The sequence below is a fragment of the Methanosarcina horonobensis HB-1 = JCM 15518 genome (assembly GCF_000970285.1).
Lineage (GTDB): Archaea > Halobacteriota > Methanosarcinia > Methanosarcinales > Methanosarcinaceae > Methanosarcina > Methanosarcina horonobensis.
Map to the genome: position 1 here is coordinate 2,608,718 of NZ_CP009516.1, position 22,703 is coordinate 2,631,420.

Sequence of the window (22,703 nt, forward strand, 5' to 3'; positions counted from 1 at the left end):
ATTATATTCCTTCTAAAAATATTAACTTTTACTTATGCTTTTTGAAGGAAAAGCGGTGCATTGGTCAGACAAATGCTGCCCATGAAATTTTCATCTTTATATCTTCTTAAAGAATCGAGCCTCTGATTCAATGAAATAATATCTATGGGCGGCTTGTCAACATTCGTCAAAGAGATTTCAAAGTGTATGGGCTCACCAAATTTTTCAAAAGCCAGTTTTGCCATAAAAACATGGTTTCTATGGCAGGGATCAAAAGAGCCGGGAAATACAAGCCTGATCTTTCCGGGCTCTCCGTTTTCTTCTGGTTCCCCTTGTTCTCCGGGATCTTTTGCTTCTTTCAAACTAATTCTTATCATGTCAAGGGTTTCATAAAGACTGTCCTGGTTGCACATTTTTTGTTTCAAGAGATCCCCGACAGACCCAGAAACGAATTCGTATTTTTCAATAACCTTTTCTTCTAGCCCGTCCCCTGTGTCAATCCTATCAAATAAATCGATTTCAGGAACGTTGCTGTGGCGGGCGAGTACATTGAAAATCAGGAACTCAGCAATCTTTTCTTCCTCTTCTCTCGTCCTTTCCGCTGCCAGTTCAAGTGTGCTCATTCCGGTTTCACAGGCTGTTTGTATAGAGACGTGGATCTCATGTTTCCTGCCTTCCCGTTCGTTTGCAGCTTTAAGCTTGCAGGTTGCTCCAATTCCGATTACTTCCCTGTCTGCAGACCCAGAGCCTTTCGATAGGTCCAGAGCTCGCTGGTAAGCGACCATTGCCATTAATCTCGCAGTTTTTTCAGAGCAGTATTTTTCAGGCTTCCTGCCGAGGAACCGGTCCAGTGCATCTGTACTGTATGGGACAACCGCATCCAGTACAGTTGCAGAGCCGTTGCCATGCCGGAGCAGTTCCCCAATAATTTCTGCCCCGCCGCCTGTTATTGCCAGAACTGCCCTGCAGGGCGATTCGTGAATCTGAAAAATGTATTCAACAGGAATATTGTTATTATCTGCAGCCAGTTTGTCTACCATCAACCCGGGATACTCTCAATGAGATTATAAATATTATTATTCACACCAGGTCTGTACCCGACACTTAAGGTATCACATATAGTGTCCATGCTAATATTCCCGTGAAGGTTAAAAAAAAGTAAGAATTAAGGAAAGACTTATGCTTTCTCGATGACACCACAGGCAACCCTATCACCGCTGTTTCCGGCAGGATTTGTCATCTGGTTGTCAGGGTCAGCGTGGATGACAAGTGCAGTTCCATTGTCCGGAAACAGGGTGGTCTGTCCGGGTGAAAGTGTCGCAAAGTTAGTGACGACATCCATATATCCGGTGCCGTCATAGCCCACTATAAGGTTGGGCAGGTCACCGGCATGCGGGCCTCTGGGATTTGCGAGACCGTGTTCTCTACCCAGAGGGTTGTAATGCCCGCCGGCAGAAGTGAAAGACGGCGCGGTGCAGTTCGCGTTTTCGTGGATATGGATACCATGCATGCCGGGTTCCAGACCACGAACGAGAACCTGGATGCGAACCAGGCCAAACTCGTCCTCGCTAAAGGTAGCAAATCCTACAGTATTATTTTGTGCGTCCTTCAGGATAGCTACGGCACTGTCTGTGACATTGTCCGTAGCATTGTCTGTAACATTTTTCTGAGCAGAGCCGGTAGCTGCAAACATCAGCACTGCCGAGATTATCATCAGTAATACAAATCCGGTTTTCATCAGCTTATTCCCCCTTGAAAATGACAATTTTGGTGCAAAAGAAGTTTGCCTGTTAAAGTCATGGCTGAAATAGATACTGGTTTCTCATCCTGTAACGGGGTATGCAAATCGTCCTGTTTCCATTCCATATACCGGAACAACATTTACAGTTGTTATAACATGCCGTTACATGCTGAGGTCAGCCATTTGAAGAATGTCGAGTAAACATACTCCCGGACAGATAAACGACCAGATAATATTAAAACGTTATTATAAAACTCCAATTATATTCATGAGTATCAAATTAGCTCTAAAGGTTCCTAAAATTAGCTCTTAAATCCCGAATCCAATTTGAGGCTCTTTTCCCTTAAAATACTCAAAGAGAACTCCTTTAGAGTATACTCTTTTTCTCCTTGAAACATCATTAAAGCGCATGCCGGAAGATATCTTTCTTTGTGAGCTCTTTTTTTGGTTCCTCATCCGAGTAAAAGTAGTAAGTAGTTGGCAAAAGGAGTTTTATCCCTGCCTTTTCAAAAACAGAAAAACCAGTTTTTTCTCCAGGCCCGTCATATTTATTGGAATAGATTACCTCATGCTGATTTCGGTAATATATCTCTGAATTATATGGCACTCTCGGGTCAAGCAGCCTTTCGATATCTCTTATTTCTCTGAGCAGCCCTACCATGTCTTCTCAGAGCCTTTCGTTAAGTACGTACCGCTCCCCGTCTCTTTTTATCAGGCTTATTTTCATGGCTTCATGGAATCAATCTGCTTTCGTAGAGTGCGCACACTCCAGCGCTCTATACGGCACTTTTCAGCATAGAATTCGCGTTGAAGCGGATCTTTTAATGGAACTAAAACCAGGAAATGGGACCAGCTCAATTGTCGTAACAGTGTCACGACAATTCTTTCTTCCGGAAATACCTCGACAAACTGGATTATTCGACGCAGGTTTTTCTCTGAGAATCCAGTATCATATTCTGCTACCAATTACTCGGCCCAGCGAAGCGATAATCTCCTGCCCGTACTCTGCTCTTTCTCCTTTAAGAATTTCATCCCGGATACGTTTACCGATATTCCAGTAAAGCACCGTCAAGCCGGCACTAACGGCAGTGGCCACTGCAGAGCGAGTCGCTTCAATCATGTGGCGAATATCTTCCAGCAGCATAGAGTTATTTGAAGCTGGTACAGGTTCTTGCTTATCCTTGCGGTTTATTATAGATTTCTCCAGACAGTTTTCCCAGCAATTTACTTTCTTTTTTCTCCTATTCATAATTTCCTTACTCAGCAAACTGAAACATGGTTGGTATTATAATTAGAGTTTCAATCAGCTTCGGATTTGTCAAAACCTTGAAGCCAGAAGGAGCAGTTTTTCCTTCTCCTGTGTTTTTTACTAAAAATTAGGCTGCTTTGCGCCCATGAAAGCTCGGGGTTCTATGAAGTGAAAAATAAAAGGAGTAGCATAAGGAATCTCAGAATAATTTAAAGACTTTGAGGGGAGTATTAAAAAAATTCTACTAACTCTCGAATGATTTCAGGAATCTAACTTTCGGATGTTTGGGATGCGAGATGAAGATAGGACTATTTAGTGATAGATAAGTAATAGATTAAACACGCATAACCCAGAATCACAGTGTTCTACGATGTAAATATTGTTACAGTTCTCTCTTTTTAGTCTGCGTCTTTTTCATTTTCATTTTGAGAAGGCCGGCTGCTTCGCACCCGGTGAGAGACCGGGATTTTGAAAAGTGAAATACAAAAAAGGGTTCCGGAAAATTAGAAAATGGAATCAAATAAGAGATCTGGGTCTATTATAAGATGAGACAGTTCCATAAGATGAGACAGTTCCCGGTTTTCTCCCACTCATACTAGCAAATCCTCAATTCCGGCTTCTCTTACAATCTCAATCGCCCTTGCCTCTTCTTCCGGGGTAAGCTGGCGTGCGATTTCAGGGTATTCCATTGCCCGGTAGCAGGGTCTATACTGGAACATCAGATTGAACCTGATTTCAGGGATATTTTTTGCCACCCATTCGGCAATTGGCTTTGTGCAACACTCGATGTGGCCTGGAAGGACAAGGTGACGGAGGAGTACTTCGGCGGTTTCGTAGGCAAATTTGAAATTTGGCTGCACTATTTCCAGGTAGTTCTTTATTTTTGAATATTTGCGGGCACATTCGTTGTTTCCGTATTTGAAGTCCCCGAGGTAGACGTCCACCACCCCTTCGAGAATTTCTGCAATTTCAGGAGAGTGGAACATATTTGAGTTCCAGATGACCGGTGTGTTCTGCGAAATCTCCCTGATGGTTTTGAGAATATTGTAAGTATGAGGAGTCGGGGTTACGAAATTTACGTTTTTTGCCCCGTGAAGCCTTCTGAGATCGATAAGCTTTGCAAGTTTGCGAGGCTCAACCCGGGTTCCGCAATCCGGGCAGGTGGAGATGTCCCAGTTCTGGCAGTAGACGCAGGCAAAGACGCAGCCTGAAAAAAAGATCGTGTGCGAGGGCACAAGTTCGGGCTCTTCTCCCATGTGCAGGAACTCAGACGCATAATAAGAAACGTCGGTCAGCTTGCAGAAGCCTTTTTCACCTATCTCTCTGTTGACACCGCAGTTCCATCCGCAGCAGGTACAGTTCCTTAGCATCTTGCCCACGATTGCAATCTTGAGGTCAAGTAAGGATGGGCTGGCTTTCGGGATTTCGAGGAAGCTTTCGGTATACAGTCTCAACCTGTCCGAACTGTCTGCGTAAGCAAGGGCGTCCATAGCTTCAATGTCAAGGCTTTCCCGCAGCTTTCTGTATTCTTTGATGCTTGCGTTATGGATACTTCGGAGTCCTTCAAGACCCATTTCCGGATCGAATTCGACTGAAATTTTCTCTGTTATTTTGGAGAGGGCAGGCATTTCATCTCCCTGCACCCTGAGGTAACGTTTCAGGTACTTCGGGGCTGCCATATTAGAATATCTGTTTGCATGGCTTAAAGGTTTATGGGAAAACTTTAATTGTAAAAATTTAAAGGGCTGCAACAAAACCGCACAGGAGACTATGAAAAACTTTTCCGTACAGCAGGCAGGACTCAGGAGGGAAAGCTTGGATGACGTCACTTTTAGTGATTCCTGATCGGCTTGATTTCCTGAACCCAAAGCTGGTATCTTTCAATTTTCTCTCACCACGCGCCGTTCCAGGCTGAGCTGCATGCCATGGAAGAAAAAAACAGTTAGAAAACCAGAGCGCAGTTAAGAAAGATAACACGTTACGGTTACACTGGTCATGAATTTCCTGAGTATTAATAAGGTCAGAATAAGAGAAAAAGGTCAGAATAAGAGAAAAAGGTCAGAAAAAGAGAAAGAAAAATGAAAAATCTGTCGAAATGATAGATTTATTGAAAGATTCACAGTTTATCGAAAACTAGGCGATAGGAAATTACAGGCGAAAAATTACTCCCTCTCATCTGCAAAGCTTTTCACGACAACGGTTCCTGCGAGTACATCATGAACTCCCTGTCTCATATCCATAAAAAGAACAGGTACATAAGTCGCGAAGGGTATGAGGAAGTACCATCCCAGATGTTTGTTGATTATGCCTGCCCCGTTAGCAGCCACATCCACGACTACGAGAACAATAATTGGCATTCCTCTTGCAAGATTCCTGAAAAATGCCCGAATAAAAGACATTCTTCTCTCTTCAAAGTCTACCACTTTCAGATTCATCCACTTTTTTCCAGGAGTTGCCTGCACCTGAGAGTTCTCAAAGTAAACAAAGTAAGCAAAGATTACAAGGTTTGCAAAAGCAATGCTATATACCTCAGCTAGAGAGCCAGTAGCGCCAGTAACTAATGTGGCTGCAATAAGGATAAGGAATACAAATAAATTTACCAGGAGAATATCAAGAAGATAAGCTGCGCATCTTTTCCAGATGTCACAAAGGTGAGCTTCTTCAATCGTTTTTTCTTCATTTACAGCTTCAAGACACTTACCGCTCTCAGCGGTAACACTAACCGTTTCCGTATTTAACCAATCCCCCATTTCCTTAGTTTTTTTAGTTTGTAATACCTATGCAGCCGAGAAAGGTTAAAAATATTTTGGTTAGATTTTAAAGATTACTTTTATCTGAGATTGAAAAGCTTCCATAGTCTTTTGCTATACAAATGGGAATAAAGATAGGGTTTTGAAACAGCGAACACACAGAAGTTCCAAATAATCATCCTTTTTTCAATACTTCCAGATTTCCAGATCCCTTCGTAGTCTCTGTTTTGCCTCTCATGTATACCGAACTCATTTCTGAGGTACATTCCTGGATAGTCTTTGGACAACTTAAAATCTCTCAAGCGGTCTATGAAAGAAAACATATTCAAGATATCCTGAATGAAGCAAAAGACGTGTTTTCAGCCGTTCCGCCCAAAAGATATCAGGGAAAACATGCTGAAGAGGACACAAGAATAGCCATTCAGGAAGGAAATGATTGAGGTATTCATTCCTTTTGCATTACTGTTGATTCCAGCCCCGGAGACTATCTTGAGAATACTTTTTCTGATTTCAAGTACGCAATAATTATGCTGCCACGTAAACACTATACTGGTAGCGTTATAGGCTCTGTACTGGAACTCTATTTACTCTGTTCCTTGCCTCAATAGTTCCCTGTCATCTTTGCGATAGTCCTGTGCACCCCATGTATGCTTAGTCCGCTTCCGAGGTACATCATCGGGCAGCGCCCTGCCAGGTATTCGAGGTTCTCGTCTCTGCAGGCACCGAGCGCTTTTTCGGTTTCGGTTTTCCAGTGGATCCAGACTTTTTTTGCGCCTTTTTCTTTCAGGGCCGGGATCAGGTCGCCGGGTTCGGACTTTGTTATGCCAATGATGGCGCGGTCAAGACCTACTGGAAGTTCGGAAACACTTTTTAAAAAGTCGGGAGCAGGTTTGTCGGAGAGGTCAACGACATAAACTTTTTTGCCCCGCTTTTTGAGTTCCGAGGCGGCCCATTTCATGGCTGGCTTTGTATTGTCAGTGATTACTGCAAAAACGTTTGCGTTCCAGAAATTCACCCAATCTGAGGCTGTCGGTTCCATTTTAAATTCCCCTTTGTTTTATCCTTTGTTTCGTAATTATATCTCCATATTAAAAATATTCTAATAAATTATGAATCTGTTGTAATCCGGGTCTATAGGGTCTATATTACAACTTATTTTGAGAACAATATAATACGGCATAAAACGGTGTAAAAAGCAACAATAAAACATGAATGCCTCAAAACCGAAAAAAAATAAAAAATGAAAGAGCAGCAGGATCTCAATAGAATCCGCTTACTGTCCCTGAAGTCTCTGCCCGGCTGTCATTAATGCTCCGCCCAGGGCCTTTGCAAGTTCACAATTCTGGTTGCACTTTGAGGTGCAGGTGCAGTATTTAGGGACATTTTCCGTCATCCACTGTCCGAGGAAACCGAAGGCTTTGAGCTGTTCTTCATTTGCAGTCTGTACGAAGCTGTTGATGTCCTGTAATTCCATTCATTATCACCGGATTTTAGAAGGCTGTATATATTTATATACTTGAGCGTCATTTTTATGTACAAATTTCAGATTGTATAGAAAAATGACCTATAATAAAAAAGTGAGCGATAATTAGAGAAACTTTAATAAAAGTTACCTTAAATTGAACACAAACCGATTTTTTAATAGATCTGGAGGTTGACAGGAATGGAAACGACACAGGCAGACTCTGATGTTTACTACATTGAAGAACTGCATTCGATTAAGGAGGAGGTAACGTCCCTCAGGAATGACTTTTCACGTTTTTTACAGAGAGCAAACCAGCAGCACATTGACGGGATGCTGGCAGAGATGAGAAAGAGTTTCATGAAGCCCATGGTGGACTATCTTTGCGAGGATGCAAACGAAAGGATGCATAGTCAGATGACTCGGGACTGTGGGATGAGGGAGTTCTGTGAAACTGCATTCAAAGACATTTTACAGGAAACTGCAGGGTTTATTAGCAGAGGAAAAGTAGAGGCGACAACTGTTAAAATGTACAGGGAGAGGCTTGAAGAATTAAAAAAGGAAGCAAAAAAACCTCAATGCAGCAGGTGTTTTTCAGAAGCTATTAATCTTTTTGAAAAACAGGTCAAACTTATGCGCTCTCTCCAGATATATCAGGACAGGGAAGAAAGAGATGAAAAGGGAGACATAAGTGCAATTGAGCCTGAAAAGATAGTTTCTGAAGTATGCGAGCCGATAGCAAACAGACAGAGACTTCTTATGCTAAAGGCACTTTCAGGCGAGAGCAAAACCTTCTCCGAGCTCTCCAAACTCACAGGACTTCGTGGCGGAAACCTGCTCTTCCACCTGCAGAAACTGCTTGATACGGGCATGGTCTTACAGCGGAGTGAGAGGGGAGACTATATCATTACAAGAAAAGGATACTCGACCCTTCAGGGACTCTCCAGAATTTATTCCGAAATTATGCTGATAGAATAAGGATTAAAGAACAAGGATTAAAGAATAAAGATTAAAGAATAAGGATTAAAGAATAAGGATTAAAGAATAAGGATTAAAGAGTAAGGATTAAAGAGTAAGGATTAAAAGAGTAGGATGAAAAAAATATAAGATAGTGCGTACAAACCTGTGAGAACGGACATAGAAAGCTGTAAGTAGGAAAAAACTGCTTTGACTAAAAAAACAAATGCTGAAAACAAAAAGGCATATCGAAAAAAGTTAAGAAAATTGGCTTAAATGGAACAGGCCATTAGCCATCATTGCCGATTGCATCAACCGGGCAGGCTTCCAGTGCTTCTTCACATGCTTCCTTTTCCTCATCGCTTTCCGGCTGCTTATATACAAAAGCATTGGAATCGTCATCATTCATTTTGAAGTTCTCTGGTGAGGTGTCTACACATAAATGGCATGCGATGCAGCTATAGTCACAATAATAAGGTCCGGGAATATTCTCAGCAACTTTATCTGTCTTATCAGCTATATTTTACTCCCCCTATGTATGATGTATCTCACAATAAGAGTAATTAGAGGATTTTTATATATAATTTAGCATTCAAAACACTCTTTCAAGCCTTAAATTCACCAATATTCCTGATGTCCAGTTTCATTGCCTCTAGATATTTTTTCCCTGCAATAAAAAAGAAAGTTTTATCAATGATTTTATTTTATTATTACAAACAATTTTATAAATAATCCAAAGATATAAGTATCAGTCCATATTAATTTTAACAGGGGATATGCATTACGGAAAAAAGCCTTCAGAACAAATTTACAGGTAAAGGTCAGCCTGAAAAGGAGCTGCCCGACTTTTTTGAGTCTAAAGAAGAACTGAAACTACTTTTAGAGAGCATTCCTCCAGCTATTTTTATAAGAAAAGCCGAAGCTGGCTTTCCTGTGGAGTTTGCTTCTGCAAATGTTTCAGACCTCGGGTACGAGCCTGCTGATTTTAAGGCAGGAAAAATTCTGTATGCTGACATAGTTCACCCTGAAGATCTTGAGGCTTTTAATTTCGGAGTCATAAGCAACTCTGAAAGAGGAATTAAGGATTACACTCAGGAATACAGGATCCTTACGAAGAGAGGGAAGGTACGCTGGGTTGAGGACATGACTCATATTCAGTACGGGAAAAACGGAAGGATAAGTCGCTACTTCGGGATCGTATCGGACATTACCCCTCGCAAAGAGCTTGCAGAAAAGCTGGAGCAGGAAGAGCGAAAGTTCAGTTCTTTGCTTAACTCAAGCAGCAATATTGTAATTATCCTGGACAGGCACGGAAAACTTCTGGAAGCAAACGAAAGGGCGTATACATGTCTTGGGTACAGCAGGGAAGAATTCCTTAAGCTTACTCCCGCAAACATCGATACCAGGTATGGAAACCAGTTTTCGAGGCAGGTTAAGAAAATAAGTCAGGAAAGAAAAATAACCTTTGAGACCAATTATCTGAAAAAAGACAGGACCTTTATTCCGGTAGAAGCGGAAGCCAGTATAGTGGATTATGAAGGCAAAACTGCTGTTCTTATAGTTGCAAGAGATATCAGCGAGCAAAAACAAATAAAAAGAGAACTGTCACACTCCCTGAGAGTCAGTAAAGTACTGGAGTTAATTATAAGCAGCAGCCCTGTAATTGTTTTTCTGAGCAGCCCAAAAGAAAAACGGCCTGTAGAATTCATAACTGAAAATATAATCCTGTTTGGATATCCTGCAGGGGCTTTTACCTCAGGAGAAATTGCATACGAGGACATTATTCATCCCCTTGATGCTGAAAAGGTGCGAGATAATCTTTTCAGGAATTATACGGAAGGCAGAAATGATTTTTTCCAGGAGTACAGAATTCTCACAGCCTCAGGAGAGATTCGCTGGGTTAACGAGCAGACATTCATACATTCTGATGAAAAAGGGGATATCGAGTACCTTTACGGAACAGTTGTCGACGTTACTGAAAAGAGGCAAAGTTCTGACTTTCTGCGTCTCAGGCGCGATACCGGTGCTGCCCTTGCTTCTACAGACGAACTGCTGGAAATTTTAAGGCAGCTCCTTGATCTGGCTCTTGAGGTCGAGCCTCTGGATTCGGGCTGCATATATCTTGTTGACGATGATAGCGGAGAGATGAAAATAAAGACATGCAGAGGGTTATCCCCTGCTTTTGTGAAAGCTGCATCAGGTTTTGGAAAGGCTCAGGGGCTTGCAAATTTGCTCAGGGCAGGAAAACCCGTTTACAGGCAATACTTTGAGATTAAGAAGATGATTTCTCTTGAAACGCCGCCTGAAGAAAAACTTCGGGCAGCGGCTTTTCTTCCCATATTCTCAGATGGCCGCTTTGTTGCGGTTATGCAGCTCAGTTCCCATAAAGCAGATGAGATTTCTGAAACTGCCAGAAAGCAGCTTGAAACTATTGCCATTGAGCTTGGAAACGAGATAGGCAGGATAAAAGAAAAAGCAGAACTCCGGCAAATCAGCAGTGATTTTCAGGAGCTTTTTAAAAGTATAAAAGATTTCATTTTCATAGTGGACCACGAGGGCTGTATCCTCTATTCCAACCCTGCTTTCCGCAAGCATCTTTCTTATACGGAAAAGGAACTCCTTGGAAAGAATATCCTTTCCTTTCACCCTCATAACAGGGTCCTTGAAGCTGCAAAAAGTTTTTCTGAAATCCTTGAAGGAAAGACCTTCCTGTACAGTTTACCCTTTGTTACCAGGGAAGGGTCTGAGATTTTCGCAGAGACCAGATTCAGTAGAGGATCATGGAGAGGGCAGGAAGTCATGATCGCCCTTGCACGCTCCAAGCTTGCGAAGTAAAAAACAAAAGAAACAGAACAATGTAAACAACAGAGTAATCTATGGATTCTTCGGATTTTTATCAGTAAAATTAATATATCAATTTTTAATCTTCTTCTTCGGCTGAGAGAATAAATTAAGATCTAACTTAACCTTACTCCTTTTCAGGTCGAAATAAACATATTTAATAAATTTAGTTTTAAAAAAACAAGTATATAACTTTTCTCCGGTGACAGTTTAATCCTGTATACCCAACAAACTCTAATAATATCGGTATTCAATCTGGATCACAAAAAAACATTTAAGCTGGTATTATTTTATCAGGATGGATTTTTTGCATCTGGACCTTTTCACATATATAAATCTTCCGAAATTATCCTGTTTGGAGAGAGTTAAAACCACAAAAATACATTATTAGCTGATGAGCTACAGGTTCACAAAGCTCATACCAGTACTCTGGTTCCGAACCATGTGAACCCTGATGGGGGCACAGATCAGTACTCATGCGAACAGACCCAAACAGACTGAAAAAAGTACCTCAACGTCTGGAACCATAAACTGCACTTTACAGGGCCGGGAATCGTAAATGCCCAAAAGAACTATCTACCACCACATCTACCATATCTACCACACACTAAAACACACTAAACCCGGTCCTGACGTGCAGCCGAAAACTATCGAGTCCTCTTTTGACCCTGGTTTTTGCTCTCTTTTTTAGTCCTCTCACTTAGTTCTTTTTTCAATCCTATTTTTATTACTAATGGAGCGCAGAGGGTCACGAATACCCCGTCCTTCAGGTCGGGGATGAAGTGAACCCTCGCCTCTTCGTTTTTTCACTTTAATTATCTAAATCCTCACTTTTTTTGTAAAATAAGGTTTTTTTGGCACCATAACCAGAGGTGGTGCCAGCCACCTTTGGCTAGGATGTGATATAAGTTGGAATTACGCAGTTTTAGCCATGGCTATGGTCAGATTACTTACCACATCGTGTTGGTGCCTAAGTCGATACAATATATTCTACAATAAGAGAATTAAAAAGGATTGCGAGTTGATTCTCAGTATAATTTGTGCTAAAAATGGCTACAAAATACATGCAATGGAAGTAGTAGATGATCATGTTCATTTGTTTCTTGAATTTCATCCAAGTAATTCTCTGTCAGAGGTAATTCAGTATTTGAAAGGAGGTAGTTCTTACAGCTTATTCAAGCTTCATCCTGATCTTAAAAAACGATATTGGGGTGGAAATCTATGGTCAAGTGGAAAGTTCTATCGATCCGTTGGAAACGTAACTGCTGATACAATTAAGCATTACATTAAAGAATCGCAAGGAAAACCGAGTGAAGAGTCTCGATTGCATAGGTTCATGAGATCCAAGCAAAGAAGACTTGATGATTTCTAATTACCAGAACAACCGGGCGGGCGGCCCGAAGCATACCCCATCCTTTAGGGTGGGGTGGCCGCCCGTAATTTGATTTTCTTTCACTAATTCTGAACTCGGTACTCTCTATAACAACTCCAATCCAGCACAAAAACCAGGAAATTTAAACTCCCTTGCAAAAGAAAAACAATTCTCAATACTTTCTCAAACAGCGAACTAAAGGCAATGAACCTCATTCTTACATAATGTCTCTGGATTCAACAAAATCGTGTAATAATCGGGGAAAGTAAATAATGAATTTGTATTACTCAAATCCAATTTACCATGAATATAAGTTTAAATCGGAAACTTAATATCTTACATAAGTACTACTTTTTTCCAGATTAGTAATAACTAATAGAATCAAAGTCTTTGCCGCCCTGTGATGACAGGGAGAAAGGAACGGTTTTCCTGCCTGTATTCCCAGCGTACCGGAGCGGTATTGAACTCATTACCTGCGCCGAGTGCAGGGTTATTAAGGGAGTTGAGCAGCACTTCTGGCAAATTTGCCGTTCAGGCACACAAAATAATAGCATCCGGTTTCCAGTCGTGGAGCCCCGGCTGATATTTAATGAGCGGTTTGGAGGTAGCTGTATTACGAAGAGCTCAAAGGGTGATCGGATGAAAAAAAATCCATGGAAAGATTTGAAGAGAGGCGTCCTGTTCGGGACCTGCTTTGCAGTACTGGTTCTGGTGTTTACGGCAGTTCCGGGCCAGGCGCAGCAGACAATTGTCAGTTTGAGCACGCCTGAGCTGGTGGAGGGAGATACGGTTTATGCAACTGTAAATATCGAGAATGTCAAGGACCTTGATGCGGGGCAGTTTGATTTATTATTTAATTCGGACGCCCTGAGAGTTGTCGGTGTTGAGAACGGAAGCATCAGGGAGACGGAAATACCGGTGCAGTGGCGTGAGGCCGACAGCAAGAAGGTCAGAGTAATCTTTAATCTTGAAGGGGTCACCGGAGTGAATGGTTCGGGTCAGCTTGCCAGAATCGGGTTTGAAGTTATTGGTGATGGGGAAAGCGGATTCCGTATTTCCGACGGGCTACTCGGGGATACCGAAGCTAAGAGTATCGATACGGACTGGAGAGTTGCTGAAGCCGGTGGCGTCGATGCGGATTTTAGAGGTGTCGAAGCGGAAGGTACGCAGAGAGCCACGCCCGGATTTGAGATTGTGTTTACTCTTGCAGGTTTGACCACGGCTATGTATCTGGCCAGGAGTGAACAGAGATGAACGGCATGAAAACAAAAGTCCTGGCTGGAATGATCATTGGCTTGCTGCTACTGGCATCACCTGCGCTTGCATCGGGTTCTGCTAATGCATCGGATCTTGCCGATACGTCTGATTCTGAGAATGCATCTGATCCTGGGAATACATCTGATTCTATGGCTGTATCGGGTTCTGCTTCTTCACCGGATATCATGCTTAGCATTCTCGGAAACGCGAACGAAGACGGGACCATAGATATGAAAGATGTGGAGTATACCGAAAGCATTATCTTGGGCTCAGGCAACCCGACGCGATTTGCAGACGCAACAGGGGATAACAGCATCGATATGCTTGATGTAACGAAAACCGAGCTGATTAGTCTTGGAAAAGCAAAGGAGCTTACGCTTGTTGACGGAGTTGGGAGACAGGTAAATGTGGCTTTACCGGTCAAAAATATCATTCCCACGGATTACCGCACTACAGAAACATTGCTTGCTCTCGGGACAGGAGATATGATCGTGGGAGTGGACCGGGCTTTCCATGAGCGCATGGATGAATTCGGGCTTTTAGATCTTCCTGAGGTTGCAGTGCACGGTAAATCGGTTGATTATGAAATGGTGCTCACCCTCAAACCCGACATAGTCCTTTTGCCTCTCTCACAGGCGGAAAATGCCGAAGATATAGCTAAAAATCTTCCCAATACGGCTGTGGTTTCAATGGGCCTTTCCTCCCAGAAAACCATAGATTCCGATTTAACAACCATGGGTTTTGTTCTGGGAAAGGAAAAAGAAGCTAACGAACTAATCAGCTGGATGCAGAGATATGAAGATCTCGTAAGCGAACAAACCCGGGACCTGAAGTCCGATGATATGCCGACTTTCTATTACGAATACATGTCAGGAGGCGATGAGAACTGGTGGGTAATAACCCCGGAGGACCCCAGTGCAGGGAAGGTGGCCGAAGGAGCCGGAGGGCACAATATAGCTGCTGGACTGGCAGGTACCTCGGTTGAAGTGGACCCCGAGTGGATAATAGTGAAAAACCCTGACTTCATGTTTGCCGATTTAATGAAAGGCTTTGACAGCGGTCCTGGAAAAACGGAAGAGGACATGGAAAATCTGCTGGCAAAAGTCCTTTCAGGCAGGCCAGGGTTCGAGAGGGTAAATGCTGTGAAAAACAATAACGTCTATCTGGTCGATAGAGATGTTATCGGGGGACCCAGGTGGGTAATAGGGCGCATCTACTTTGCTAAATGTATGCACCCTGAGCTGTTTGAGGACATCAACCCGGAAGAAATCCACAAAGAGTATCTCAAAAAATTCCATAACCTGGAGGTCTCCGGGACCTGGGTTTATCCGCTTCCGGAGTGACGAACTATGGTGCAAAAAGTTTCCCGGAAAGAAACCTCTTTTCTTTTTTTTGAGGAAGATATCCCCGATATCGTGCGCGGGCATGAGATCTGGGTCGAACACTGCATGCAGAATGTTTCTCCCGGAGATCCAATAGCGTTTGACCTTTGTTTCGGGCATAATATGAAAAGCGACAGAGCGATTCAGGTCGAAAAAGTGACTCCTGCTGTCTTCAGTGCCCTGGGAGAAAATCGCGCCGTTGAGGTCAGTGCCGCAGAGAATCACTTATCGATGCAATTCACTCCGGCTTTCGAAGGATATCACACTATTGGAGTAGAATATGACGGCGGAATTCTGAATTTACCTCATCCCGGACTGAAGGGCCCGAAGTATTACTACCAGTATACAAAAACCATCATTCCGGTAGGGGATTGTCAGGCAGAATATGATCTGACGGTTGGGCATGAACTGGAGATAATTCCGCTTGACTACAGGCAGTATAAGGTCGGAGAACACGTCCTGTTGAAGGTATTATATGACCGGCATGCACTGCCTGATGTAATTGTATATGGAATACATGCCGACAACCGGGAAAATCCGATCGAAATAACAACCGACCCTGAAGGCCTGGTTGACATTGAACTGGAAAAAAGTGGGAAGTGGATGTTCAAGGTCGGATATCGGGACCCTGAAAAAAGCGTCAAGGGCCTATACGACAAAAAGGTAATGACTGCAACTTTTACTATTATGGACGTAAGTAAGAATTAGGTGAGAATATGGAAACGGAAATAAAACCGCAAATAAAAGAATGGTGGGACACTGAAGAACACGATTATGATGCCATTGCAGCCCATGGAGTGCATTCCGAAGATGAGAAAAAACTCTGGACAGAAGTGATCACCCAGCTCCTGGGAACCGACCAGAAACTGAAAATTCTGGATATGGGAACCGGCACCGGCTTTTTAGCGCTGCTGCTGGCTGAGCTGGGATACGACATCACAGGAGCGGATTGGGCAAGGAGTAAACTGGAAAAGGCAAAAGAGAAGATGGAAGAGACAGGAAATTCCGTAAATTTTGTTGTTGAAGATGCGGAAAATCTCTCCTTTGAGGCTGAGCAGTTTGATGCGGTTGTCAGCCGGCACCTGATCTGGACTCTGGCAAATCCGGGCTCTGCATTTAAAGAATGGGCGAGAGTGACAAAACCCGGAGGCAAAGTCCTGACAGATATCCCGGCCAGGCATTCTCATCCCGGAAACCATCACTTTGGAGAAGAGATCGGAAAAGAATTACCCTTTTACAACGGAGCTGACCCGGGTGAGGTTATCAGCATGTTTGAAGCTGCAGGGCTTGTGAACGTGTCGGTCAGGGTATTCAACAAAATGATGTTGGTGGAAGGAGAGAAGGTATAAGCAAGCCACGGAAAGCAAGCCACGGAAGGCAAGCCACAGAAAAGCAAACCACAGAAAAGCAAACCACAGAAAAGCAAACCACAGTAATAGCCATGGTAATCGACTCGGTAATACGTGCAGTTGAACTCTGGATCTCTGTCTTCCCTTTTACGGTCGTCGGGATATTATTGGCGAGCATCGCAGTCGAGTTAGGGATATTCGATCGTTTGTTTCCGGTTATGAAACCGATACTGCACGAAGCGCATTTCACTCCCCATTCGGGAATTGCGTTTATGACCGCTTTTGGTTCGCCAATCGCGGCAGTAGCGATGATCTCGGAATTTTACGGTGAAGGAAAGATAAACCAGAAAGAAACTTTACTGGCAACCGTAGCAACCTGGTTTCCCCAGACTATCTACGAAAGCTTTGTTTACATCTCCCCTACGATTATACCGGTTCTAGGGATAGTAGGCATTGCATATCTCTCTTTATTCGTACTGAACGGCACGATAGTAGCTCTGCTCGTATTTATTGCCGGCAGAGCACTTTTGACCCGGAAAAATTGTACAGACTGCGAATTTGCGTCTGAAACCGAGGACAGGAAACTGGTTATAAAGACCGCTCTCAAACGGAGTGTTCTCAATTCGGTGAAACTTTTAAAGCGAGTTGTGCTCTTCGCATTTCCTGTGAGCATTCTCGTCTTTGTTCTCATCGATCTGGGAGCATTTGATATCCTCTCTCAATATCTTGGCTGGATGCCGCTACCTCCGGAGGCTCTGGCAGTTGTTCCGCTGGTAGTTGCCAACCCCACGGCTGCATATGTTACGGTTGCAGATTTAATGGAAACAGAGGTTCTGGACTTTAAGCTAGCGTTGTTAACCTTACTTGCAGGTAACCTTCTGGTCAGTACCCGATACATCCTTACACACAGGCTCCCGTATTATTCCGGGATTTTCGGGCCCGGGTTGAGCCTGAAAATAATCTCGGTAAGTGCAGGGCTACGCCTTGGGCTTACTATCTTAATGATTCTTACTCTATTGCTGGCTTAAAAATGCAATAAACTATCTATTGCACTGGATGTGTATCCTTGGAAACAAAACAGCATACTTTGACTAAAGAAGAAGTTAAAATCCAATACAATAAGTTTATTGGGAGAAAATTATCATTTATTTTTTTCCTTCTAGCCTCAATAATCCTCGTAGCAGGCATATCCGCTTCTTTAGGGTCTGCAAATCTCACCGTCTTGGAGACTTATTCTTCAATCCTGCACAGGTTATTTCCGGCTTACTTTGAGTCAGGTGAACTTGCAGATGTATTCGTATGGAACCTCAGGCTTCCTCGAATATTCATGGGCATTGTAGCCGGTTTCGGGCTTGGGGTTGCAGGCTGTGTAATGCAGGCAATTCTCAAAAATCCGCTTGCGAGTCCCTATACGCTTGGCATATCTTCAGGTGCCAGCTTCGGGGCATCCCTTGCAATCCTTACAGGTGTAGGAATCATCGGGGGAGATTATCTTATTGTGGGCAATGCATTCTTGTTTGCTCTATTATGTTCATTTACAATTCTGGGGTTATCAAATCGAAAAGGTGCAACGCCCGAAACTATGATTCTGGCTGGCATTGCGATGATGTACCTGTTTGCTGCAATGACGACGATCCTTCAATACTTTGGCGAAGCAGAAGCCGTAAAAGAAGCAGTTTTCTGGACAGTTGGGGACCTTGATAGGTTCTCCTGGCCTAAAGTCAAAATCATATTCGGAGCACTTATATGCTGCTTTCCTCTGCTTATGATAAAATCGCTGGATCTCAACATAATGGCTGCAGGAGACGAAACCGCAGCAAGCCTGGGTGTGAACGTCAAACGTACCCGGGTCATTCTGATGGCAGTCACAACTCTGCTGGTCGCATGCATTGTGTGTTTTACGGGAACAATCGGATTTATAGGCCTGGTTGCTCCGCATCTGACGCGCATTGCCATAGGAGGTGATAACAGGTTTGTCCTTCCCGTTTCCGGCCTTTTCGGTGCATTGCTACTTATTAGCGCAGACCTTGTAGCACGAAGAGTTCTGGCTCCTATAATTCTTCCTGTCGGAGCGATAACTGCCTTTATGGGTGCCCCGCTTTTTCTGTATATGATTATGAAACGAAAGAGGGAATACTGGTGAAACTGAAGGTAAACAACGTTGAATTTGCTTATAACAGCATACCTGTTCTCGAAAACGTATCAATGGAACTGAATCCCGCAGAAGTTCTTGGCATTGTAGGCCCAAACGGGACAGGGAAATCCACACTGATCCGATGTATCGACCAGATATTGAATCCTAAAAGCGGAAGCATATTACTGGACAATCATAATATCAGTAAGATGACCAGAATGGAAATCGCAAGGAAAATGGGTTATGTACCGCAGAGTATTACAGGTGTTTTTCCTGCCTCTGTTATAGATACCGTTCTTATGGGCAGACGCCCCTACCTTGGATGGAAGAGCGGTAAAGAAGACCTGGATTATGTACTGGAGGTACTGGAACTGCTCGGGATGATGGAGTTTGCCATGAGAGATATCAATGAAATCAGCGGAGGTCAGCAGCAGAAGGTACTTATAGCACGGGCACTTGCACAGAAGGCAAATATTCTTCTTCTTGACGAACCGACCAGCAATCTTGATATAAGGCATCAACTTGAGGTCATGGAAATTATGAAGAATATTGTGAAGGACAAAGGAATCTCTGCGATCATGGCACTTCATGATTTGAATCTGGCTTCAAGATATGCCGACAGAATAGTCATGATGAAAGATGGCAAAATATTTGCAGCCGGGAATCCTGCATCGGTCCTCACCGTAGAGAATATAAAACAGGTCTATGGGGTAAGAGCTCTGGTGAAAGACGATGGGAAGAGACCATATATCATTCCGATAGAACCTGTGACAGGCTAACGTAAGCCGGAACTTATCCGAACTCTTCCGGAATCCAGAACAGGAAAGTATTTTATCTCTTCCATAAGCTGCTTTCGTTCAACCTCTACCTTTCATTCAACCTTCTATCTTTCATTCAACCTTCTATCTTTCATTCAACCCTCTATCTTTTGTTCAACCTTCTACCCTATCTTTTTCTTTTTCAGAATTGAGAAAGCACATATTCTAAAAAATAAAGCTCAAATTAATATATAAATACCATCCAAACAATCTAATTAGAACAGGGGGGTAATTACCATGCCAAGAGTTATTCACTTTGAGATACATGCAGATGATATTGAAAGGGCAAAGAAGTTCTACGAGGATATTTTCGATTGGAAGTTAGAGAAGTGGGGAGGTCCCATGGATTACTGGCTTATAACAACAGGTGAGCAGGACCAGCCGGGAATTGATGGCGGCTTGATGAAAAGGCAGGGAAAAGAGCCTGGGGAAGAAACTACGATAAGCAGTTATGTATGCACTATAGATGTCCCGGATATAGATGAATACTTGAATAAAATCAAGCAGCATGGCGGCAGAGTGGCTATGGAAAAGGGAGCTATCCCTGGCATAGGCTGGCTTGCATACTGCTTCGATACAGAGAAAAACCTGTTTGGAATAATGCAGCCTGATATGAATGCTAAATAACTTTTTCTTTACTTTTTTCTTATTAGGCAGATCTCTTAATTTCAGCATTTAATTCAATTCAGCCATTATATTGAGATCCAGTTCATCCCTAAGATTCGGTTTACACCTTTACCTTAGGGTTTTATTTTTTCTCTTTTTTCCTTCGCCCTGAACTTGCGATATTCCCTTCCCATTAACCCGGCAGCAAGGATGCACGCCAGAAAGTCAGAAATTGGAAACGCAGCCCAGACTCCGTCAAGCCCATAGCATCTTGGCAAAACCAGCACAAGGGGCAGCAGGAAAAGGAGCTGCCTTGCCAGTGACAGGATGAAAGCAGGTCTCGGTTTTCCAAGGGCTTGAAATACGGTTGTGCCTACGAGCTGGAAGCCTATGAATGGCAGGACAAGCACGACAATCCACATGGCATCAGTTCCCACGGCTGTGAGTTCAGGATCAGAGCTGAAAATATGAATAATTGGAGCCGGGAAAAGGAACATAATCAAAAACCCCGGAAGGGAAAAGAGAGTGCTGACCTTAAGGGCAACTTTGACCGATTCAACAACCCTTGAAAACTGTTTTGCGCCGTAGTTATAACCAACTATGGGCTGAAGACCAAAAGAGATCCCAAGCATAGGCAGGAAGATAAGTAGCAACATACGGTGAATGATCCCGAAGGCTGCAATCGACACATCCCCTCCGTAAGTTGCAAGGGCATTGTTTACAAAAACCATCATGGTGCTGTTTGAGGCTTCAACAATAAAGGGACCCAGACCTATTGCTGCTACTTCTTTTGAAATAACAGAGTCTGGCACCAATAATCTTGGTTTAAAGGCAACCGAGCTTTTTCCAGTAAGGAAGTAGCGCAGCAGGAAGACTGTGGATGCAAACTGGGCAAGGATTGTTGCAATAGCAGCGCCTCTTACTCCCATATCAAGTCCGAAAATAAAGAGAGGATCAAGCACGATATTCAAACCGGCACCGAGCAGCATTCCGAACATTGCATAACGAGCATTGCCTTCGGCTCTTACGAGGTCTTCGGCTGCGATCCCGAGGGTAAAAACAACCGAACCTGCCATTATAATCTCAAGATAAGCTCGCGCATAGGGCATAATTCCAGGCGTTGCTCCGAAGAGTTCCAGTAGCGGCTCAAGGAAAATAAGTCCCGCAAGCGAGTAAACAAACCCCAAAGAAACTCCCAGGAAAAACACGGTTCCGAGGGCTTTTTCAGCTCTATATGGCTCTTTTGATCCCAGAGCCCTTGAGATAATTGAGGCTCCTCCTACTCCGAGCCCAATTGCAATTCCGAGTGCCAGCATGTGAATTGGAAAAGCTATTACCAGCCCTCCTATGCCGGAAACGCTTTCCTCGCCGAGAGCCCTGCCAACGAAGATAGTATCCACTACATTGTAAAAGGCATAAACAAGCATCCCGATTATAGAGGGGGCTGAAAGTTTGAAAAGAAGCTTGCCTACCTTTTCGGTACCCAGGAATTTGCTGTGCTCGTGTATATTCTCCTCCCCCGTAATCTGGATTAAACAGAAAGTCCCGTAAGCGAGTATAATATAAAACTATTTCGTAAGTATGCAAACACTGAAACCAGAACTGAGAACGAAAAAAGTAAATCAAGAAACAGAGACCAGTTAAGATCAAAACAAAAATAGATCCGGCCATTGAAGTAAACCGAATTAAAGCAAAATAAACCGAATACAAATAAAGTAAACTGAATATAGTGAAATAAATTCGAACATAATGAAGCGAATAAGTTATGTATGAACGAATGACGGAGTGGAAAGGTGAAAAAAGATCAATTGAAGCAGATCAAAGCCCTGACATTCGGGGAAGCCCTTTTTGATATTATTAAAGGCACAGCCCATCTGGGAGGTGCTCCCCTAAACCTTGCAGCCCATCTTGCAAAACTGGGAGCAAAACCGGCTGTGCTTACAGCAGTAGGAAAGGACGAACTCGGTGAAATTCTCCTCTCCAGGGCTGAAGAAATGGGGGTCGATACATCATATATCCTTATTGATGAGCACAGGCCCACAGGAACCGTTACTGTAGAGCTGAAAAATGGCGGGATCCCTATTTTCACAATAAACAAAGGCGTAGCCTGGGACGCAATTACCCCTAATGGAAGTAAGTTTGAAGCTCTTGCCAGAGAAGAGTGGGACATTTTCTGTTTCGGGACTCTTGCCCAGAGGTCAGAAGAAAACCGAAAGACTCTGAAAAGACTGTTTTCGGAAATAAAAGCAAAACATTTTTTTTATGATATAAACCTGAGAGCAGGGTTCTATACGGAAGAGTGGATCCTTTCTTCCCTTGAACACTGTACAATCCTAAAAATGAATGAAGATGAGGCTGCAGCAGTTTCCGATATGCTTTTTGGTACGGTGCACACCTTCAGAACTCTCTGCTGCTTACTTTCGAAAAGGTATTCGAAAATATCCGTAATCTGCATAACAAAAGGACCCAAAGGGTCTGCCGTCTACCATAAAGGAGTCTACGAAGAAATCGAAACTACCCCCGTAGAAGTGGCAGATACTGTCGGAGCCGGAGACGCTTTTTCTGCAGGCTTTCTGTATACCTATCTTTCAGGGCACGGAGTTTCAAAAGCCGCATCAGTTGCCAATATGCTTGGGACTTATGTAGCATCAAAATCGGGTTCGGTGCCTGAATATTCTGAAGAGCTTATTAAAGAGCTGGGAATTTTTAAGAAAAAAGGATAGTGCGGGTACGCAACATTGGCAATAACAATACAGATCAAGTTGTAGTGTACCCGGCAGCAAGCAATCTGGTAGATTCACTCTCT

Annotated in this window: 26 protein-coding genes and 1 pseudogene; 14 read left to right on the top strand and 13 right to left on the bottom strand. The window is 43.3% G+C overall.

Annotation, left to right across the window (positions count from 1 at the left end; genetic code table 11):
* Nucleotides 1-32 precede the first annotated feature (32 nt).
* The 8 genes from MSHOH_RS11540 to MSHOH_RS11570 all read right to left on the bottom strand — a co-directional run bounded on the left by MSHOH_RS11540 (nucleotide 33) and on the right by MSHOH_RS11570 (nucleotide 5,719).
* A complete protein-coding gene (locus MSHOH_RS11540; protein ID WP_048143409.1) occupies nucleotides 33-1,019 on the bottom strand; it encodes a hypothetical protein in 987 nt (328 codons plus the stop codon).
* A 137-nt stretch (nucleotides 1,020-1,156) separates the two neighbouring features.
* Nucleotides 1,157-1,717, bottom strand: coding sequence for a superoxide dismutase family protein (locus tag MSHOH_RS11545; protein ID WP_048139791.1), 561 nt, complete (start codon nucleotides 1,715-1,717; stop codon nucleotides 1,157-1,159).
* A gap of 403 nt (nucleotides 1,718-2,120) precedes the next feature.
* Nucleotides 2,121-2,381: a hypothetical protein gene (locus MSHOH_RS11550; protein WP_052730829.1), complete on the bottom strand. Its 261-nt coding sequence runs from the start codon at nucleotides 2,379-2,381 to the stop codon at nucleotides 2,121-2,123.
* Nucleotides 2,382-2,443: 62 nt separating this feature from the next.
* The gene (locus MSHOH_RS25660; protein WP_269851332.1) at nucleotides 2,444-2,686 is read right to left on the bottom strand and encodes a DUF1016 N-terminal domain-containing protein; all 243 of its coding nucleotides are present in this window, start codon (nucleotides 2,684-2,686) and stop codon (nucleotides 2,444-2,446) included.
* Nucleotides 2,670-2,969 carry a DUF1016 N-terminal domain-containing protein gene (locus tag MSHOH_RS25665; protein WP_269851331.1) on the bottom strand — a complete coding sequence of 100 codons (300 nt, stop codon included), beginning with the start codon at nucleotides 2,967-2,969 and terminating at the stop codon, nucleotides 2,670-2,672. Before MSHOH_RS25665 ends, MSHOH_RS25660 begins: the two co-directional genes overlap by 17 nt.
* A 590-nt stretch (nucleotides 2,970-3,559) precedes the next feature.
* Nucleotides 3,560-4,648, bottom strand: a complete 1,089-nt coding sequence (locus tag MSHOH_RS11560) for a radical SAM protein (RefSeq protein WP_048139793.1) — start codon at nucleotides 4,646-4,648, stop codon at nucleotides 3,560-3,562.
* A gap of 58 nt (nucleotides 4,649-4,706) precedes the next feature.
* On the bottom strand, nucleotides 4,707-4,853 hold the full coding sequence (locus MSHOH_RS23775) for a hypothetical protein (RefSeq protein WP_158024132.1): 147 nt from the start codon (nucleotides 4,851-4,853) through the stop codon (nucleotides 4,707-4,709).
* Nucleotides 4,854-5,131: 278 nt separating this feature from the next.
* Nucleotides 5,132-5,719, bottom strand: a complete 588-nt coding sequence (locus MSHOH_RS11570) for an RDD family protein (protein ID WP_048139797.1) — start codon at nucleotides 5,717-5,719, stop codon at nucleotides 5,132-5,134.
* Between the two features lie 236 nt (nucleotides 5,720-5,955).
* Here MSHOH_RS11570 and MSHOH_RS24345 point away from each other — a divergent pair, with 236 nt between their 5' ends.
* A complete protein-coding gene (locus MSHOH_RS24345) occupies nucleotides 5,956-6,159 on the top strand; it encodes a hypothetical protein (protein WP_048139799.1) in 204 nt (67 codons plus the stop codon).
* 161 nt (nucleotides 6,160-6,320) lie between these two features.
* Here MSHOH_RS24345 and MSHOH_RS11580 read toward each other — a convergent pair whose 3' ends face one another.
* Nucleotides 6,321-6,758, bottom strand: a complete 438-nt coding sequence (locus MSHOH_RS11580) for a CoA-binding protein (protein WP_048139801.1) — start codon at nucleotides 6,756-6,758, stop codon at nucleotides 6,321-6,323.
* A gap of 234 nt (nucleotides 6,759-6,992) precedes the next feature.
* Entirely contained in the window at nucleotides 6,993-7,193 is a 201-nt protein-coding gene (locus MSHOH_RS11585; RefSeq protein ID WP_048139803.1) for a hypothetical protein, read from the bottom strand.
* 189 nt (nucleotides 7,194-7,382) lie between these two features.
* On the opposite strand from MSHOH_RS11585, the gene MSHOH_RS11590 reads away from it, so the two are divergent.
* Complete coding sequence (locus MSHOH_RS11590; protein WP_048139809.1) at nucleotides 7,383-8,159, top strand: winged helix-turn-helix domain-containing protein; 777 nt, start codon at nucleotides 7,383-7,385, stop codon at nucleotides 8,157-8,159.
* A 268-nt stretch (nucleotides 8,160-8,427) separates the two neighbouring features.
* On the opposite strand, the gene MSHOH_RS11595 is transcribed toward MSHOH_RS11590, so the two are convergent.
* Nucleotides 8,428-8,658, bottom strand: coding sequence for a ferredoxin (locus MSHOH_RS11595; RefSeq protein WP_048139811.1), 231 nt, complete (start codon nucleotides 8,656-8,658; stop codon nucleotides 8,428-8,430).
* Nucleotides 8,659-8,975: 317 nt separating this feature from the next.
* On the opposite strand from MSHOH_RS11595, the gene MSHOH_RS11600 reads away from it, so the two are divergent.
* From MSHOH_RS11600 to tnpA, 3 genes and pseudogenes are all read left to right on the top strand, one after another.
* A complete protein-coding gene (locus MSHOH_RS11600) occupies nucleotides 8,976-10,973 on the top strand; it encodes a PAS domain S-box protein (protein WP_275425583.1) in 1,998 nt (665 codons plus the stop codon).
* 565 nt (nucleotides 10,974-11,538) lie between these two features.
* The gene (locus MSHOH_RS25670; protein WP_275425527.1) at nucleotides 11,539-11,670 is read left to right on the top strand and encodes a hypothetical protein; all 132 of its coding nucleotides are present in this window, start codon (nucleotides 11,539-11,541) and stop codon (nucleotides 11,668-11,670) included.
* 218 nt (nucleotides 11,671-11,888) lie between these two features.
* Nucleotides 11,889-12,351: pseudogene (tnpA, locus tag MSHOH_RS11605) on the top strand (IS200/IS605 family transposase).
* A gap of 381 nt (nucleotides 12,352-12,732) precedes the next feature.
* Here the strand turns inward: tnpA and MSHOH_RS23780 are convergent.
* Nucleotides 12,733-12,873 carry a hypothetical protein gene (locus tag MSHOH_RS23780; protein WP_158024133.1) on the bottom strand — a complete coding sequence of 47 codons (141 nt, stop codon included), beginning with the start codon at nucleotides 12,871-12,873 and terminating at the stop codon, nucleotides 12,733-12,735.
* A gap of 117 nt (nucleotides 12,874-12,990) precedes the next feature.
* On the opposite strand from MSHOH_RS23780, the gene MSHOH_RS11610 reads away from it, so the two are divergent.
* The 8 genes from MSHOH_RS11610 (at nucleotide 12,991) to MSHOH_RS11645 (ending at nucleotide 19,918) form a co-directional block, all read left to right on the top strand.
* On the top strand, nucleotides 12,991-13,605 hold the full coding sequence (locus MSHOH_RS11610) for a cohesin domain-containing protein (RefSeq protein WP_048139815.1): 615 nt from the start codon (nucleotides 12,991-12,993) through the stop codon (nucleotides 13,603-13,605).
* The gene (locus tag MSHOH_RS11615) at nucleotides 13,602-14,951 is read left to right on the top strand and encodes an ABC transporter substrate-binding protein (RefSeq protein ID WP_048139816.1); all 1,350 of its coding nucleotides are present in this window, start codon (nucleotides 13,602-13,604) and stop codon (nucleotides 14,949-14,951) included. The genes MSHOH_RS11610 and MSHOH_RS11615 overlap by 4 nt, the downstream gene beginning before the upstream one ends.
* A gap of 6 nt (nucleotides 14,952-14,957) precedes the next feature.
* Complete coding sequence (locus MSHOH_RS11620; protein ID WP_048139818.1) at nucleotides 14,958-15,698, top strand: DUF4198 domain-containing protein; 741 nt, start codon at nucleotides 14,958-14,960, stop codon at nucleotides 15,696-15,698.
* An 8-nt stretch (nucleotides 15,699-15,706) separates the two neighbouring features.
* Nucleotides 15,707-16,339 (top strand): class I SAM-dependent methyltransferase, encoded by a 633-nt coding sequence (locus MSHOH_RS11625; RefSeq protein ID WP_048139820.1) that lies wholly within the window; start codon nucleotides 15,707-15,709, stop codon nucleotides 16,337-16,339.
* Nucleotides 16,340-16,431: 92 nt separating this feature from the next.
* Nucleotides 16,432-17,367, top strand: coding sequence for a hypothetical protein (locus MSHOH_RS11630; RefSeq protein WP_158024134.1), 936 nt, complete (start codon nucleotides 16,432-16,434; stop codon nucleotides 17,365-17,367).
* A 38-nt stretch (nucleotides 17,368-17,405) separates the two neighbouring features.
* Nucleotides 17,406-18,482, top strand: coding sequence for a FecCD family ABC transporter permease (locus MSHOH_RS11635; protein WP_048139824.1), 1,077 nt, complete (start codon nucleotides 17,406-17,408; stop codon nucleotides 18,480-18,482).
* On the top strand, nucleotides 18,479-19,252 hold the full coding sequence (locus tag MSHOH_RS11640; RefSeq protein ID WP_239450939.1) for an ABC transporter ATP-binding protein: 774 nt from the start codon (nucleotides 18,479-18,481) through the stop codon (nucleotides 19,250-19,252). Before MSHOH_RS11635 ends, MSHOH_RS11640 begins: the two co-directional genes overlap by 4 nt.
* A gap of 276 nt (nucleotides 19,253-19,528) precedes the next feature.
* A complete protein-coding gene (locus MSHOH_RS11645; protein WP_048139827.1) occupies nucleotides 19,529-19,918 on the top strand; it encodes a VOC family protein in 390 nt (129 codons plus the stop codon).
* Nucleotides 19,919-20,031: 113 nt separating this feature from the next.
* On the opposite strand, the gene MSHOH_RS11650 is transcribed toward MSHOH_RS11645, so the two are convergent.
* A complete protein-coding gene (locus MSHOH_RS11650; RefSeq protein WP_048139829.1) occupies nucleotides 20,032-21,384 on the bottom strand; it encodes an MATE family efflux transporter in 1,353 nt (450 codons plus the stop codon).
* Between the two features lie 306 nt (nucleotides 21,385-21,690).
* Between MSHOH_RS11650 and MSHOH_RS11655 the strand changes: the two genes are divergently transcribed.
* Entirely contained in the window at nucleotides 21,691-22,620 is a 930-nt protein-coding gene (locus MSHOH_RS11655; protein ID WP_158024135.1) for a carbohydrate kinase family protein, read from the top strand.
* The last annotated feature ends 83 nt before the right edge of the window (nucleotides 22,621-22,703 follow it).